Source organism: Paraburkholderia terrae (genome assembly GCF_002902925.1).
Lineage (GTDB): Bacteria > Pseudomonadota > Gammaproteobacteria > Burkholderiales > Burkholderiaceae > Paraburkholderia > Paraburkholderia terrae.
Genome location: NZ_CP026112.1, coordinates 1,828,172 through 1,844,399, shown reverse-complemented (window position 1 = coordinate 1,844,399; position 16,228 = coordinate 1,828,172). Strand labels below are relative to the sequence as shown.

Here is a 16,228-nt window from a genome sequence, read left to right as displayed (position 1 = left end):
CGATGAAAGCTGCGCGTGTTGCTCTGGCACTGGCCGCCGTGGCCGCAACAGCCATTCTGATGTCGGCGTGCTCGCAGTCGCCGGCTAATCCCAATCCGCGCGCAGACATTCCGCTAAAGCCCGCAAGCGTCGATCTGCCGCGCTACATGGGCCGCTGGTACGTCATCGCGATCATTCCGTATTTCCTCGAAAACAAGTACGTCGGCAGCTATACGGACTGGTCGCTGCGCGAAGATGGAAAGATCGACGACCGGTACACCGCGCGCAAGAGAACATTCGACGCGTCGCCGTCGAAATTCCATTTCGTTGACAGCGTCGTGCCGGGCAGCGGAAACGGCGAATGGAAAGTACGCATTTTCTGGCCGGTTCATGTGACGCAGCTAACGCTTTATGTGGACGACGATTACCGCTACACGCTGCTTGGTCTCGGCGACAAGAGCCTCGGCTGGATTTTCTCGCGCGAGCCCGATATGAGCGACGACGTTTATCGCTCGCTGCTCGCGCGATTCGATGCAATGGGCTTCGACGCATCGCGCTTTCGCCGCGTGCCGCAGCATCCGCAGCAGATCGGCCAGCCAGGGTTTCTGCCGCAAGGCGAGTGACGGCTGATTCGCGCTGTGTGCCGGACGCGCGCGCACGTCACGGCTTGGCGGTGAGAACAAATTGCTTGACGTCCGTGCGCCGTTCGGCGAAGCCCGCTTCGCAATACGCGAAATAGAGCCGCCACGTGCGTATGAACAGATCGTCGAAACCGAGTGCCCGCACATCGCCGAGGTTCTCCTCGAAGCGTGCGTGCCAGCACTGCAATGTGCGTGCATAGTCGAGTCCGAACGATTGCGACTCGACGCATGCCATGCCCGCGCGTCTCGCCGCGGCGCGAAAGCGTTCGGCACCCGGCAGCATGCCGCCCGGGAAAATGTACTCGCGGATGAAATCACTCGAAGACCGGTACTCGGCAAAGCGCGAATCGTCCATCGTGATCGATTGGACGAGCGCGCGTGCGCCCGGCTTCAGCATGCGCCCGAGGACGGTGAAAAACGTGTGCCAGTAGCGCTCGCCCACGGCTTCGAACATCTCGACCGACACCGCTGCGTCATAGATGCCCCGTAAGTCACGATAGTCGCGCAATTCGATCGTCACGAGATCGCGGAGGCCGGCTTGCGCCACGCGCTCGCGTGCCCATTCGTACTGCGCGGGGGAGATTGTCACGCCATGCACGCGTATGCCTTGACGCGCCGCGTGTAGCGCGAAGCCACCCCAGCCGCAGCCGATTTCCAGTACACGCATGCCGGCGCGCAACTGCAACACATCGACGATGCGTTGATACTTGGCTGCTTGAGCGTCTTCGAGCGAACGGCTGGCATCGCCCTCGAACAGCGCGCTCGAATAGGTCATCGTCGGGTCGAGCCAGAGCGCGTAAAACGGATTGCCGAGATCATAGTGCGCATGCACGTTGCGCTGGCTGCGGCGCCGTGTGTTGGGACGCAGCCAGTGGCGCAATCCATAGAGCAGGCGCGCAGGGGCGCTCCCTGACACGGTGCGCGGCAACGCGGCTTCATTGCGGATGGCGAGTCGCGCCAGCGCTACGATGTCAGGCGTGTCGACCCATCTCGCACGATACGCTTCGGCAAATCCGATGTCGCCTGCCTGCAGGATCGCGCGGCACGCCCGCCAGTCGTGCAGGATGAGTTGCGCGCCGGGATGGGCGTGGGGATCGCCGTACACGCGTTGCTGGCCGCCGGGCGTCGTCAGAACCAGATGGCCAACGCGCAAACGGTCCAGCAGCGCGAGGAACAGGCGGGCGAACAGAGGTGTACCGCCGGCGGCATAGAAGGCGCGTGAAAACGTCATGGTCACGATTCCTCGTTGATCGTTGTTGGCCGTGAGTGAGGCGAGGCGGGCTGGCTCCCGTGGAACGGCACTTTCTTGAGCCACAGGCGCAGCGCCTGCCAGTGAATCCGTACGATGACGCCGACCGCGAGAAGCGGTTGCCGCATGAGTGCGCGCAGCGCGTGCCCGCGCGTGAGGGGGCGCTTCGCGAGCGAAATCGCGGTGCGGATCAGGAGCCCTTGCGCGTCGTGATAGTCGATGGAGATCGACGATCGGTGCTCGCTCTCGAGGATACGGAATGCGTAGTGTCCTTCGACGCCGCAAAACGGCGATACATGTAGCTTCTTTATGCAGTGGAGATGGGTGTGCGCGTCGATGGGGCCGTTGTCGACCGCTTTGAGCAGATACGAGTGACGTTGTCCGAACGTGTTGCGCACTTCAGCGAGCAATGCGCGCAGATTGCCGTCGCGGTCATGACAGAACCAGAAGCTGACGGGATTGAACGCATAGCCGAATACGCGCGGGCAGGTCTGCAGCCAGATGGCGCCGCCGTCTAGGTCGATGCCCGCGTTTGCGATCTGCCCGCGTATCCACGCGAGCAGATCGGTTCCGTCGCAAGCGCCGTAGTCGCGTGTTCTCAGGCTCAATGGCCGCAGCCGGTCGATGCCCAGCCACCAGCCATCCAATTCATGAAGCCTCGCCAGATCGCAACGGATGCAGAACACGGGATAGACGAAGCGATGATGCACGGGGCGCAGCCGCTCGTGCATCACGCGCCCGGACATCAGCCATCCAGCGCGATCGGAAGAATGGCCGTTCATCGTACGGACCATGACGGTTCGACGCCGAAGTCGCGAGCAATGCGTAGCGCCGATTTCAGTCCGTCTTCATGAAAGCCATATCCTGTCCACGCGCCCGCGAACCATGTGCGTCTTGCGCGCTGAATCGAAGGAAGGCGGCTTTGCGCGGCCACGGCCGCGCTATCGAGCAGTGGATGATCGTAGTCGAAGCGTTTCAGTACCGTTTCGGGCGACGGCGGTCGCGACGGATTGAGTGTCACGATCACAGGCATTTTGAAGGGCAACGGTTGCAGGCGGTTGATCAGATAGCTCACACAGACCGGGCGCATGTCGTCTATGCCATGCGTCGACAGGTAGTTCCAAGCGGACCATATCCGCTCGCGGCGCGGAAGCAAGGCCAGATCGGTATGCAGCCACGCGACATTGGGCTGATAGCGGATCGCGCCGAGCACATGGCGTTCATTGGGATCGGGGTCTGCGAGCATGCGCAGACTGTCGGGCGCGTGCGTGGCGAGAATCGCTGCGTCGAAGCACTCGCAGCTGGATTCGCTCGCTACCTGGACGCCGCCTCGCTCGCGGCGCACCGCGACGACCCGTTCGTTCGTGCGCACGTCGTCCAGTGTGGCGACGATCCGGCGGACATACTCGCGAGCACCGCCTGCGACGGTTTTCCAACGCGGGCGGCGATTCACCTGCAGCAGCGCATGGTTGAGGCAGAAGCGAAGAAAGGTCGCGGCGGGGAAGCGCAGCACGTCGGAGCTCGCGCACGACCAGATAGCGGCCGCCATCGGTAAGAGGTAGTTTTGCCGGAAGGCAGCGCCGTAGCGGCCCGCCGTCAACAGGTCACCAACGGAGTATCCGTTGGCGGATGCCGCTTCGAGATGCATTTCAGCCGTTGAATTGAAACGCACGATATCGCGCAACATGCCGAGAAAGCTCGGCGAAAGCAGATTGTGCCGCTGGGCGAAAACGGTGTTCAGGTTGGTGCCTGCCCATTCGAGTCGTCCGTGATCGAGCGAGACGGAGAATGTCATGTCGCTTTCGTATGACGCGACATCGAGTTCGTCGAACAGCGCGATCAGGTTGGGATAAGTGCGATCGTTGAAGACGAGAAAGCCTGTATCGACGGGATGCGTGAGGCCTTCCAGTTCGACGTCGACGGTATTGGTATGGCCGCCAGCGTAGGCGGCGGCTTCGTAAAGCGTCACGCGATGGCGGCGGGCCAGCAGATACGCACTCGCAAGTCCAGCGATGCCGGAGCCGATGACAGCAACGCGGCTGCCCGGCGGAACGGGATGAGTTTCCGTCTGCAGATCCATTGCGTGTTCTCCATCGCCGGCGCGTCATTCCTCTTTTACGCACGGCAACAGCAGACGGATGCAGCCATGCGGCAGGGTCCTCCCTGATCTGCCGGCGAACCGTTGCACGCGAACGTCCGGATTGTTTGACCCGTGAAAAATATAGCTGGATATGGCGGGCCGAAATGGAACAGGAATGGGACGCCGACAGAGAGTCGGGCTCGAGTGACCGCATTCGCTTAATAAAGTGGCATCGCAAACTTTTCGTAGATCGTGCGAAATAAGTGCTTGACAGCCCCCTGGGGGTTCCGCATAATTCGGCCTCTCCAAACGACGGAGACGCAAGAAAGCAGCAGAAAACAGCGGCTTTTTAGCGAATGTTCTTTAACAATCAACAGCCGATAAGTGTGGGTGCTCGATGGCGGCGCGCGGTGATCTTCGGGTCACTGAACAAGCGAAAGTAATCGAGTCTCACACAGAAGTAATTGAGGAAGGTTCGAGTAATCGAAACTTTCGTCAGTGATTTTGAGTGAGCGACCGGTTCTTAACGGAACCGAAAAACAGTAACAGGTTTGAACTGAAGAGTTTGATCCTGGCTCAGATTGAACGCTGGCGGCATGCCTTACACATGCAAGTCGAACGGCAGCGCGGGGGCAACCCTGGCGGCGAGTGGCGAACGGGTGAGTAATACATCGGAACGTGTCCTGGAGTGGGGGATAGCCCGGCGAAAGCCGGATTAATACCGCATACGATCCTGGGATGAAAGCGGGGGACCGAAAGGCCTCGCGCTCAAGGGGCGGCCGATGGCAGATTAGCTAGTTGGTGGGGTAAAGGCCTACCAAGGCGACGATCTGTAGCTGGTCTGAGAGGACGACCAGCCACACTGGGACTGAGACACGGCCCAGACTCCTACGGGAGGCAGCAGTGGGGAATTTTGGACAATGGGGGCAACCCTGATCCAGCAATGCCGCGTGTGTGAAGAAGGCCTTCGGGTTGTAAAGCACTTTTGTCCGGAAAGAAAACCTCCGTCCTAATACGGTGGGGGGATGACGGTACCGGAAGAATAAGCACCGGCTAACTACGTGCCAGCAGCCGCGGTAATACGTAGGGTGCAAGCGTTAATCGGAATTACTGGGCGTAAAGCGTGCGCAGGCGGTTCGCTAAGACCGATGTGAAATCCCCGGGCTTAACCTGGGAACTGCATTGGTGACTGGCGGGCTAGAGTATGGCAGAGGGGGGTAGAATTCCACGTGTAGCAGTGAAATGCGTAGAGATGTGGAGGAATACCGATGGCGAAGGCAGCCCCCTGGGCCAATACTGACGCTCATGCACGAAAGCGTGGGGAGCAAACAGGATTAGATACCCTGGTAGTCCACGCCCTAAACGATGTCAACTAGTTGTCGGGTCTTCATTGACTTGGTAACGAAGCTAACGCGTGAAGTTGACCGCCTGGGGAGTACGGTCGCAAGATTAAAACTCAAAGGAATTGACGGGGACCCGCACAAGCGGTGGATGATGTGGATTAATTCGATGCAACGCGAAAAACCTTACCTACCCTTGACATGTACGGAACCCTGCTGAGAGGTGGGGGTGCCCGAAAGGGAGCCGTAACACAGGTGCTGCATGGCTGTCGTCAGCTCGTGTCGTGAGATGTTGGGTTAAGTCCCGCAACGAGCGCAACCCTTGTCCCTAGTTGCTACGCAAGAGCACTCTAGGGAGACTGCCGGTGACAAACCGGAGGAAGGTGGGGATGACGTCAAGTCCTCATGGCCCTTATGGGTAGGGCTTCACACGTCATACAATGGTCGGAACAGAGGGTTGCCAAGCCGCGAGGTGGAGCCAATCCCAGAAAACCGATCGTAGTCCGGATCGCAGTCTGCAACTCGACTGCGTGAAGCTGGAATCGCTAGTAATCGCGGATCAGCATGCCGCGGTGAATACGTTCCCGGGTCTTGTACACACCGCCCGTCACACCATGGGAGTGGGTTTTACCAGAAGTGGCTAGTCTAACCGCAAGGAGGACGGTCACCACGGTAGGATTCATGACTGGGGTGAAGTCGTAACAAGGTAGCCGTATCGGAAGGTGCGGCTGGATCACCTCCTTTCCAGAGCTTCGCGCTTCAAAGTTGAGCGCTCACACTTGTCGGCTGTTAATTGAAGACAGGCTCAGGGGTCTGTAGCTCAGTCGGTTAGAGCACCGTCTTGATAAGGCGGGGGTCGATGGTTCGAATCCATCCAGACCCACCAGCGTCTTGTCTGCGGTGGCTGATCGCAAACCCCCCTGTGTACTGTATGACTGGGGGATTAGCTCAGCTGGGAGAGCACCTGCTTTGCAAGCAGGGGGTCGTCGGTTCGATCCCGTCATCCTCCACCAATTCCCAATGCCTAGCGTTCAGTGTGAACTGAGCCTTAAGCATTGGCAATTGAGCCAGTCAGATGCGGTATTGCAGTTCGATATCGGCTGTCGTTCTTTAACAATCAGGAAGAAGTAGTAAAGAGATTCACGAAAGCATACTTAGAGATGGGTGTGCGAGTAGGTGAATCAGGGTTGTGATTGTATCAATGTATTTTTTGAGTTCATCGAAAGACGAACCTGGAATACGGCACAACGCGAATACTCAACCTGTAGCGAGTGAGTCTGGCGTGGCAACACGAAGAGACACACCCGTTATAGGGTCAAGCGAACAAGTGCATGTGGTGGATGCCTTGGCGATCACAGGCGATGAAGGACGCGGTAGCCTGCGAAAAGCGGTGGGGAGCTGGCAAACGAGCTTTGATCCACCGATATCCGAATGGGGAAACCCGGCCCGTATGGGTCATCCATGGCTGAATACATAGGCCATGCGAAGCGAACGCGGTGAACTGAAACATCTAAGTAACCGCAGGAACAGAAATCAACCGAGATTCCCAAAGTAGTGGCGAGCGAAATGGGACCAGCCTGTACTCTTTATCTTTGTTGTTAGCCAAACGCTCTGGAAAGTGCGGCCATAGTGGGTGATAGCCCCGTAGGCGAAAACAGCGAGGAAGAACTAGGTGTACGACAAGTAGGGCGGGACACGTGAAATCCTGTCTGAAGATGGGGGGACCATCCTCCAAGGCTAAATACTCGTGATCGACCGATAGTGAACCAGTACCGTGAGGGAAAGGCGAAAAGAACCCCGGGAGGGGAGTGAAACAGATCCTGAAACCGCATGCATACAAACAGTCGGAGCCTCGCAAGGGGTGACGGCGTACCTTTTGTATAATGGGTCAGCGACTTACATTCAGTGGCGAGCTTAACCGATTAGGGCAGGCGTAGCGAAAGCGAGTCCGAACAGGGCGATTCAGTCGCTGGGTGTAGACCCGAAACCAGGTGATCTATCCATGGCCAGGATGAAGGTGCGGTAACACGTACTGGAGGTCCGAACCCACTAACGTTGAAAAGTTAGGGGATGAGCTGTGGATAGGGGTGAAAGGCTAAACAAACCTGGAAATAGCTGGTTCTCTCCGAAAACTATTTAGGTAGTGCCTCGTGTATCACCTTCGGGGGTAGAGCACTGTCATGGTTGAAGGGTCCATTGCGGATTACTTCGCCATAGCAAACTCCGAATACCGAAGAGTGCAATCACGGGAGACAGACATCGGGTGCTAACGTCCGGTGTCAAGAGGGAAACAACCCAGACCGCCAGCTAAGGTCCCCAAATATGACTAAGTGGGAAACGAAGTGGGAAGGCTAAAACAGTCAGGAGGTTGGCTTAGAAGCAGCCATCCTTTAAAGAAAGCGTAATAGCTCACTGATCGAGTCGTCCTGCGCGGAAGATGTAACGGGGCTAAGTCATATACCGAAGCTGCGGATGCACATTTATGTGCATGGTAGGAGAGCGTTCCGTAAGCCTGCGAAGGTGCGTTGAAAAGCGTGCTGGAGGTATCGGAAGTGCGAATGCTGACATGAGTAGCGATAAAGGGGGTGAAAGGCCCCCTCGCCGTAAGCCCAAGGTTTCCTACGCAACGTTCATCGGCGTAGGGTGAGTCGGCCCCTAAGGCGAGGCAGAAATGCGTAGCTGATGGGAAGCAGGTCAATATTCCTGCACCAGTGTGAAATGCGATGGGGGGACGGATCGCGGAAGGTTGTCCGGGTGTTGGAAGTCCCGGTCGCTGCGTTGGAGAAGGTGCTCTGGCAAATCCGGGCACGGAATTCAAGGGCGTGGCGCGAGCTTCTTCGGGGGCGAAGCAATCGGAAGGGGTTCCAGGAAAAGCCTCTAAGCTTCAGTTTCACATTGACCGTACCGCAAACCGACACAGGTGGGCGAGATGAGTATTCTAAGGCGCTTGAGAGAACTCGGGAGAAGGAACTCGGCAAATTGGTACCGTAACTTCGGGATAAGGTACGCCCCTGTAGCTTGATGCCCCTGCGGGCAAAGGGTGAAGGGGTTGCAATAAACTGGTGGCTGCGACTGTTTAATAAAAACACAGCACTCTGCAAACACGAAAGTGGACGTATAGGGTGTGACGCCTGCCCGGTGCCGGAAGATTAAATGATGGGGTGCAAGCTCTTGATTGAAGTCCCGGTAAACGGCGGCCGTAACTATAACGGTCCTAAGGTAGCGAAATTCCTTGTCGGGTAAGTTCCGACCTGCACGAATGGCGTAACGATGGCCACACTGTCTCCTCCCGAGACTCAGCGAAGTTGAAGTGTTTGTGATGATGCAATCTCCCCGCGGCTAGACGGAAAGACCCCATGAACCTTTACTGTAGCTTTGCATTGGACTTTGAACCGATCTGTGTAGGATAGGTGGGAGGCTATGAAGCGTGAACGCCAGTTTGCGTGGAGCCGTCCTTGAAATACCACCCTGGTTTGTTTGAGGTTCTAACCTTGGCCCGTGATCCGGGTCGGGGACAGTGCATGGTGGGCAGTTTGACTGGGGCGGTCTCCTCCCAAAGTGTAACGGAGGAGTACGAAGGTACGCTAGGTACGGTCGGAAATCGTGCTGATAGTGCAATGGCATAAGCGTGCTTAACTGCGAGACCGACAAGTCGAGCAGGTGCGAAAGCAGGTCATAGTGATCCGGTGGTTCTGTATGGAAGGGCCATCGCTCAACGGATAAAAGGTACTCTGGGGATAACAGGCTGATACCGCCCAAGAGTTCATATCGACGGCGGTGTTTGGCACCTCGATGTCGGCTCATCTCATCCTGGGGCTGTAGCCGGTCCCAAGGGTATGGCTGTTCGCCATTTAAAGAGGTACGTGAGCTGGGTTTAAAACGTCGTGAGACAGTTTGGTCCCTATCTGCCGTGGGCGCTGGATATTTGAAGGGGGCTGCTCCTAGTACGAGAGGACCGGAGTGGACGAACCTCTGGTGTACCGGTTGTCACGCCAGTGGCATCGCCGGGTAGCTATGTTCGGAAGAGATAACCGCTGAAAGCATCTAAGCGGGAAACTCGCCTTGAGATGAGATATCCCCGGGGCTTCGAGCCCCTTGAAGGGTCGTTCAAGACCAGGACGTTGATAGGTCAGGTGTGGAAGCGCAGTAATGCGTTAAGCTAACTGATACTAATTGCCCGTAAGGCTTGATCCTATAACAGGTGTGTCTCGTGTCGATGATCGTTAGTGCTTCAGCACTTACGGGCATCCCACTCCCGAAGGGAGTACGGACACGCACACGGTTGAGAGATCAGTGTTGTGCCAGAAACAACACAACCCAACACACTCTTTACGCTTCTTCCAGATTGGCTGTGGCGCACCACAAATGCGACGCAGCAACCCGTCATGCCTGATGACCATAGCGAGTCGGTACCACCCCTTCCCATCCCGAACAGGACCGTGAAACGACTCCACGCCGATGATAGTGCGGATTGCCCGTGTGAAAGTAGGTAATCGTCAGGCTCCTTACCCAAGACAAGACCCCGCCCTCAAAAGCGGGGTCTTGGCGTTTGTGGGCACACGTTTTAACGTCGCGCCCGACGGCGTGGCCGGGCCGCAATGGCCGACGTCGCGACATCCCCTCAGCTTCCCTCTACCAAACCCGAAATCGTCGCTGCCGACGAACGATGGTGACGTCTTCATTCACTTCGAGGACCTCACCAGATCCTCTTCAACGAAGCGCAGAATCGCCTCTGTCAGCGCCTCACGCGGATAGGCATTTTGCGTGACGAACAACGAGCCGATGGTGGGATGCGTCCGGGCAATGGGCACGGCGAGCGCCCAGTGATCGGCGTTCACATATCCAAGAAGGGTACTTCCGGGTATTACCTGATCGTAGAAGATGACCTGGCTATCGTTGCGTGAATCGACACGTGCGAGCTTGTCATAGCTCGATTTCAGAATCGACGAGATGCGTTCTGGCTGCGGGAACGTGACTAGTGAGTAGTAGCGCATCTCGCCCGGAAGCGGATGCTGCGCGAGCCACGCCTTGCGCGCGGCGGGCCGCAGACTCTGTACTGCGCCTCCATCGCCCGCCGTGCATGTCGCCCCAGGGAAGTGCCTCATCAGATCGGCCTGATACTGCTCCGCGTCGTTAGCAAGCGGCGACCCGCCTATCGCGCCCGCTGCGCTGACGACAGCCGCCACGCGGCCGCGAATCTCCGGATAGGCCACGACCGCTTCAAGAATATCGGGCGCACCCTTCGAATAGCCGATCAGCACGACGCGTGGCGCGCCTTCAGGCGGCGGCATGGCCATGATGGCATCACGGATCTGCCGCGCGTTATTCGCCGAACCCGACAGCGCATCGACATCGATCAGCATTCCGTCATAGCCGGACTGGCGCAGGTTCGCGACGACCGTTCCTTGCGTATTCAGCCAGGGTCTGAAGCAGTCGTACCCGATCCCTGATACGACAGCAGCGAGGAGGTGCCGTTGCGACGGCTTCAGATCGACCGGCTTACCGGTACCGGGCGGCTCAGCACCTACGCGCGTCAGAGCATCGTCACAAGGCCGGTAGTCAGGCAGTGCGGAGCCGTGCGCTTCGAGTACGGCGCAATAGATCTCGCGGAAGTGCCCACGCTCGTCTCGCACGCCGGCCTGCGATGCCGGAACGAGTATCAGCGGAGGTGTATCGGCCGAGTACGGGAGGAGCGGCTTCGTCGCGCATGCACCGAGCAGGAAAGCGGCGCACACAACCACAATTGCCGCTGCATGGCGAGCGAAGGTCAGGTCATTTGGATGCATCGCCCGTTTCCTTGCGTTGGATCGCCTCGCGCTGCTCAAGATACGGCACCCAGTCGATAAGCTGCACATCCGAGAAGCTGAGCGGCCGCGTCGCAAAGAACATCACTGCGCGCAAACCATCCGTATAGTAGGTTGCATTGTCGAGCGTTGCTCGCGGCTGCGTCTTCGTCGCTTCGCCGACACCGTACACGAAACCGAGCTTGTCGAGACCACCCGAGTACATCAGATCCTGGATCAGGAAGTTGCGCGCTTCGTCGACATTGCCGTGCAGGATGAGGTGTGCGTCGCCGCGCGGTACAAAGCGTCCGCCAACGGGGCGGCCGACTTGCACGACATAGACCGGTTGTCCCTGAAAGCGGATCGGCGCGAGCCATGCGCGTATCCATGTGGCGGGCGCGCCTCCCTGCGCCTGCTTGCGCGCGACGGCGTCAGCTTCCCGCCCGAAGACTCTCTGCGCGGTGTCGGACCCGCGCAAGTCGCGTCGATAGTTGCGTCGAACCATCGCCGCCCCGATGTCGGTAAGCTTGCCGACCAGGACCGCGTTCAGCGGATCGGCATTGACAGTGCCATCCGCGTTGGTGGCGCAGCATGGCAGCCGTTCCAGTGCGGCCCGCAGCGACGCGAGATCCGGGCAGTCGGTGATCTCAGTCTCGGGATACGCGAAGGAAAGCTGATCGTATTGCGGGACTGACGTGCCGCCTGGTACGGGCGCAAAGAGCGTGAACGGGATCAGTGTTTGACTACCGAACAGATCGATATTGACGAGCTTGGTCCGGCGATCCGGGTTCGTGAACAGAATGCCGCTGCGCGTCTCTCCTGGCGGTATTGGGTTTTTGAAGCCGAGGTTGCTGAAGTAGTCGTCGATCTGCGTATTCGTTGCGCCGCCGAGCAGTGTATGAAACGGCCACGCGACTTCATGCGGCGAGAAGTAGTCCGGATCCGTACCCGAGCGCAGCAGCCATAGCGCCTGCGACGTGCCATTCTGCACTTCGACCCAGACAGACTGCACATGCGTTTTCTCGATATCGACACCGAACATGCGCACGCTGTCTTCACTGCCCAGCACGGCCGCGCTCACGCGCACATCACGATTGGTGGCGCTCACGGCGCGCGCGCGCAATGGCCCGTCGTCGGCATGCGGCGGGGCCTGCCATGTCGAACAGCCCGCGATTGCAAGCACGAGGCTCGCCGTGAACACCACGCGCTTCAACGCACGACGTAAGGGGCGCACGACGCTCATCGCTTCTCTCCGGCCGTTGTCCCTCTGAACGCGTCATCGGTGACCCAGGGGAATAGCTCGATCTCCGCAAGCGATCTCGGCGCATGGTCGAATACGAGCACCTGGCGATAGCCGTCCGTGTAGTACGGATCAGTTGTCAGGTTTTCGCGCGGCGCGTTCTGCGGCGCCGCGCCCACACCCGCGACGAGTCCAAGCTTCACGAGGCTCTGCGAATAGGCCATGTCTTCCGTCAGGGCGGTGCGCGCCTCATCCACGTCAGGGTCGATCTTGTGGGTCGTGAGCGTCGGCGAATGAAAGGTGAGGCGCACGCCAATGTCGCGGCTGATCTGACCCACCCACACGGGTTTGCCGCGGTAGCGCATCGCGGCGAGCCAGAGCCGCAAATGGTTGCGCTGGTGGATGGTGTCACGCGCTTTCTGCAGCGCGAGATCCTGTGCGCGGCCGAACAGATAGAGATCGCTCACGGGCGCGTTGACGTAGGGTTCGCCGGAGAGCGCGGACGTCACCATCTTCCAGATCGCCCCCGACCACTTCTGCTCGGTCGGACTCCAGCCGCGCCGCACCAGCGCGGGAAAGGCGTCGTCCAGACCGCCCACGATCACCAGGTTGATGGGGTCGCCATTCTTCGAACCGTCCTTGTTGGTCACGCAGCATGGCAAGGCTTCGAGCGCCGAGCGGAAGGCCTCGTCATCCGTATAGTCGACGACAGCAACGTCCGGGTCAGCCGCGCGCTTGAAAACGTTGCTTGTCTTGTAGTCGGCCTGGAACCCGGGCACGACGGTGAGGATCGAGAACGTCTGCGCCCGCCCGCTCGCGACGAGGTCCACTTCGACCAGTTTTGCGCCCTCGCTGAGGTTGGTCAGCACGAAGCCGGATGCCGTCTGCCCGGGCAGAACCGGATTACGGAAAGCGAGCGCGGTAAAGCGCTGGTCACGTGCGCTGCGCTGTTGCTGCGTCGCGTCACGGTCGAACGCTTCTGCTGCTTCTGACGGCGGAAAGAAGTTTGGATCGAGTCCAGGACTCATCAGGAAATAGCTGCGACGGTCGTTATTCTCGACTTCAATCCAGACGGGCTGAATTTTCCTTTTGGCGAGTTCAGCGTCGTACAGAGCCCTGCTTTCATCCGATGAAAGTACCGCTGTCGACACACGCAGGTCGCCGTCGGCGCGTGAGACCGCGCGGTTCTGGTAATGGGGTTCAGCGGTCGTGGAAGGGGTTTCGGCGCAGCCAGGTATCAGGCAGGCCGCGAAAACCATCGTCGGCACTTGCAGCACGATGCGCTTCATTGGAGCACCTCACCACTGCGCGTCAGCGTAGATTTGAATTACCGTCCTTGGGGGTTTCGGACCTGCCTTCCGAAACGCAAGAAAATTATAGTGCGTTGCATGGACTGCCAGCCACATAGGTGACAGGACTGCAACTTTGCCGCAAAGCAATACTCAGTGATCCAGTCCCTCACCGGCGGCAGTCACCATCGTATTGAACAGTCTGAGGCTATGATGCGTTTTTATTCCCCATCCCCGCTCACCGGACATGTCGTCAACCCACGAAAGTCGCCTCGATGCCGGACTGCATGACTTGCGTGTCACGCGTTATGGGTTTCTGCTGCTGGACAACTTCTCGTTGATCGCCTTGGGCACCGCTGTGGATCCGCTGCGAATCGCGAACATGCTGATCGAACGGAAAGTCTACGAATACCAGCTTATCGGTGCGAGCAACGAATACGTGTGCTCTAGCGACGGGATTCGCGTGATGCCCGATACGTCGATGGCGGAAGCCGGCAAGTTCGACGCCGTCTTCGTCGTCGGGCCCAATCCGATTCCACGCAAGGGGATAGGCGCCGTGCTGGATTGGCTGCGCTTACACGCGCGCAGTGGGACCGCGCTGGGCGGTCTCGACACGGGCAGCTATTTTCTGGCGCGAGCGGGTCTGCTCAATGGGTATCGATGCACGATTCACTGGGAAGATCAGGACGTGCTACTTGAGCAATTCCCAAAACTCACGGTGTCGAACCGCCTGTATGAGGTAGACCGCGACCGCTATACGTGCAGCGGCGGCGTTGCGCCGCTCGATCTGATGATTCATCTGCTCGGCCTGCCGCCCGGAAGCCATTCGCTTGCCGCGCGCGTGCTCGAACTGTTGATCGCCGAGCGGCGCAGTCATGAACAACGTCAGGTCACGTCGTTGCGGCAGTACATCGGTGCCGAGCATGCGAAACTGGACGAGGCGCTGCAGGTCATGGAGAGCAATGTCGAGGAAACGCTTTCGGTGGCGGAGATTGCGACGTTTCTGGAAGTCTCGCAGCGACAACTCGAACGCTGGTTTCAGGAGCGGCTAGGCAAGACGCCCGCGCAGGCTTACCTGGAAATCCGCTTGTTGCGCGCGAGGCAGTTGCTCTACCGGACGGCAAAGTCCCTCGAAGAAGTGTGCGCACGCACGGGGTTTACCTCGCTGACGCATTTTGCGACCCGCTACAAGGCGCAGTTCCACATCACGCCGATGGCGGACCGCAGGCGTTATCAAAAGGCGCTATAAGCCTCGAAATCCACCCGCGACGCGCGCTCCGAGCCCCGTTGTGGTTAACCCTCTATGTCGAAAATAGAGAGTCTGACGTCGTATCGGGAAATATTCTGAATCACCACACTCCTAACATTCGCTCACTTCCACTGCATTTTCACCGAGGAGTCGAGCGCATGAAACTGGAGAACCTGATCCGGATCGAGAACGGCGAGAAAGTGAAGCACACTTTCTCCGATGCCGAATACGCAGGCCGTCAAGGCAAGCTGCGTGAGCTGATGGCGCGCGAGAACATCGACGCCGTATTGTTCACCTCGTATCACAACATCAACTATTACGCGGATTTTCTTTACTGCTCGTTCGGCCGCAAGTACGGGCTGGTCGTGACGGACAGGAAGGTCGTATCGATCTCGGCGAATATCGACGGCGGACAACCGTGGCGTCGTACCGTCGGCGATTACAACGTGGTGTATACCGACTGGCAGCGCGACAACTTCTTTCGTGCCGTGCAGGGCGAGATCGAGAACAAGGGGCGTGTGGGCGTCGAGTTCGATCAGATGCCCGTCGAAGTACTCGGCAAACTGAAGGCCGCGCTTCCGTCCGTCGAGTTCGTCGACATCAGCGCGCAGACCATGCGGATGCGCATGCTCAAGTCGGCGGAAGAAATCGAAGTGATCAAGCATGGCGCGAATGTGTGCGACGTGGGTGGCGCGGCGCTCGCGGCCGCCGTGCATGAAGGCGTGCCAGAGCACGAAGTGGCGCTGGCGTCGACGCAGGCCATGGTGCGCGAAATCGCGCGCCGCTTTCCCGATTCGGAACTGATGGATACGTGGACGTGGTTTCAGTCCGGCATCAATACCGACGGCGCACACAATCCGGTGACGACGCGCAAGGTGCAGAAGGGCGACATCCTCAGCCTGAACTGCTTTTCGATGATCGCCGGTTACTACACGGCACTCGAACGCACGATGTTCTTCGATCATTGCCCGGACGAGCATCTGCGGCTCTGGAAGGTCAATGTCGAGGTGCATGAAGCCGGGCTCAAGCTCATCAAGCCGGGCGCGCGCTGCTGCGATATCGCGAATGAACTGAACAAGATCTACGCCGAATACGGCCTGCTCAAGTACCGCACGTTCGGCTACGGCCATTCGTTCGGCGTGTTGTCCCACTACTACGGCCGCGAAGCCGGCCTTGAATTGCGCGAAGACATCGAGACGGTGCTGGAGCCGAACATGGTTGTGTCGATGGAGCCGATGATCATGCTGCCGGAAGGCCTGCCGGGCGCGGGCGGGTACCGCGAGCACGACATTCTCGTGATCGGAGAGAAGGGCGCGACCAACATCACCCATTTTCCGTATGGGCCGGACCACAACATCATCGGGGCTTAAGGGCCGAC

9 protein-coding genes, 2 tRNA genes and 3 rRNA genes are annotated in these 16,228 nt (G+C 58.9%); 8 read left to right on the top strand and 6 right to left on the bottom strand.

The window, feature by feature from the left end; translation table 11 throughout:
* Nucleotides 1-2 precede the first annotated feature (2 nt).
* Nucleotides 3-602, top strand: a complete 600-nt coding sequence (locus tag C2L65_RS24385) for a lipocalin family protein (RefSeq protein WP_042310908.1) — start codon at nucleotides 3-5, stop codon at nucleotides 600-602.
* Between the two features lie 37 nt (nucleotides 603-639).
* On the opposite strand, the gene C2L65_RS24380 is transcribed toward C2L65_RS24385, so the two are convergent.
* Genes C2L65_RS24380 through C2L65_RS24370 form a run of 3 tightly spaced genes read right to left on the bottom strand, consistent with a single transcriptional unit; the run spans nucleotide 640 to nucleotide 3,949 of the window.
* On the bottom strand, nucleotides 640-1,851 hold the full coding sequence (locus C2L65_RS24380) for an SAM-dependent methyltransferase (protein WP_042310909.1): 1,212 nt from the start codon (nucleotides 1,849-1,851) through the stop codon (nucleotides 640-642).
* Nucleotides 1,852-1,853: 2 nt separating this feature from the next.
* On the bottom strand, nucleotides 1,854-2,651 hold the full coding sequence (locus tag C2L65_RS24375) for a DUF1365 domain-containing protein (protein WP_042310934.1): 798 nt from the start codon (nucleotides 2,649-2,651) through the stop codon (nucleotides 1,854-1,856).
* The gene (locus tag C2L65_RS24370) at nucleotides 2,648-3,949 is read right to left on the bottom strand and encodes an NAD(P)/FAD-dependent oxidoreductase (protein ID WP_042310911.1); all 1,302 of its coding nucleotides are present in this window, start codon (nucleotides 3,947-3,949) and stop codon (nucleotides 2,648-2,650) included. Before C2L65_RS24370 ends, C2L65_RS24375 begins: the two co-directional genes overlap by 4 nt.
* Nucleotides 3,950-4,502: 553 nt before the next feature.
* Between C2L65_RS24370 and C2L65_RS24365 the strand changes: the two genes are divergently transcribed.
* The 5 genes from C2L65_RS24365 to rrf all read left to right on the top strand — a co-directional run bounded on the left by C2L65_RS24365 (nucleotide 4,503) and on the right by rrf (nucleotide 9,791).
* A 16S ribosomal RNA gene (locus tag C2L65_RS24365) occupies nucleotides 4,503-6,033 on the top strand.
* 65 nt (nucleotides 6,034-6,098) lie between these two features.
* Nucleotides 6,099-6,175 (top strand) — tRNA-Ile (locus C2L65_RS24360).
* A gap of 51 nt (nucleotides 6,176-6,226) precedes the next feature.
* Nucleotides 6,227-6,302 (top strand) — tRNA-Ala (locus C2L65_RS24355).
* Nucleotides 6,303-6,602: 300 nt separating this feature from the next.
* Nucleotides 6,603-9,483, top strand: a 23S ribosomal RNA gene (locus C2L65_RS24350).
* A 194-nt stretch (nucleotides 9,484-9,677) separates the two neighbouring features.
* Nucleotides 9,678-9,791: ribosomal RNA gene (gene rrf / locus C2L65_RS24345) — 5S ribosomal RNA — on the top strand.
* Together the 16S, 23S and 5S rRNA genes with 2 tRNA genes alongside form the textbook arrangement of a ribosomal RNA operon.
* A gap of 180 nt (nucleotides 9,792-9,971) precedes the next feature.
* Here the strand turns inward: rrf and C2L65_RS24340 are convergent.
* Genes C2L65_RS24340 through C2L65_RS24330 form a run of 3 tightly spaced genes read right to left on the bottom strand, consistent with a single transcriptional unit; the run spans nucleotide 9,972 to nucleotide 13,601 of the window.
* Entirely contained in the window at nucleotides 9,972-11,075 is a 1,104-nt protein-coding gene (locus C2L65_RS24340; RefSeq protein WP_042315835.1) for a lipase family protein, read from the bottom strand.
* Nucleotides 11,062-12,315 carry an LssY C-terminal domain-containing protein gene (locus C2L65_RS24335; RefSeq protein WP_042315837.1) on the bottom strand — a complete coding sequence of 418 codons (1,254 nt, stop codon included), beginning with the start codon at nucleotides 12,313-12,315 and terminating at the stop codon, nucleotides 11,062-11,064. Before C2L65_RS24335 ends, C2L65_RS24340 begins: the two co-directional genes overlap by 14 nt.
* Complete coding sequence (locus C2L65_RS24330; RefSeq protein ID WP_042315838.1) at nucleotides 12,312-13,601, bottom strand: LssY C-terminal domain-containing protein; 1,290 nt, start codon at nucleotides 13,599-13,601, stop codon at nucleotides 12,312-12,314. The genes C2L65_RS24335 and C2L65_RS24330 overlap by 4 nt, the downstream gene beginning before the upstream one ends.
* A gap of 247 nt (nucleotides 13,602-13,848) precedes the next feature.
* On the opposite strand from C2L65_RS24330, the gene C2L65_RS24325 reads away from it, so the two are divergent.
* Both C2L65_RS24325 and C2L65_RS24320 read left to right on the top strand, forming a co-directional pair.
* Entirely contained in the window at nucleotides 13,849-14,850 is a 1,002-nt protein-coding gene (locus C2L65_RS24325; RefSeq protein WP_042315839.1) for a GlxA family transcriptional regulator, read from the top strand.
* Between the two features lie 158 nt (nucleotides 14,851-15,008).
* A complete protein-coding gene (locus tag C2L65_RS24320) occupies nucleotides 15,009-16,220 on the top strand; it encodes a M24 family metallopeptidase (RefSeq protein ID WP_042315841.1) in 1,212 nt (403 codons plus the stop codon).
* Nucleotides 16,221-16,228: the final 8 nt, after the last annotated feature.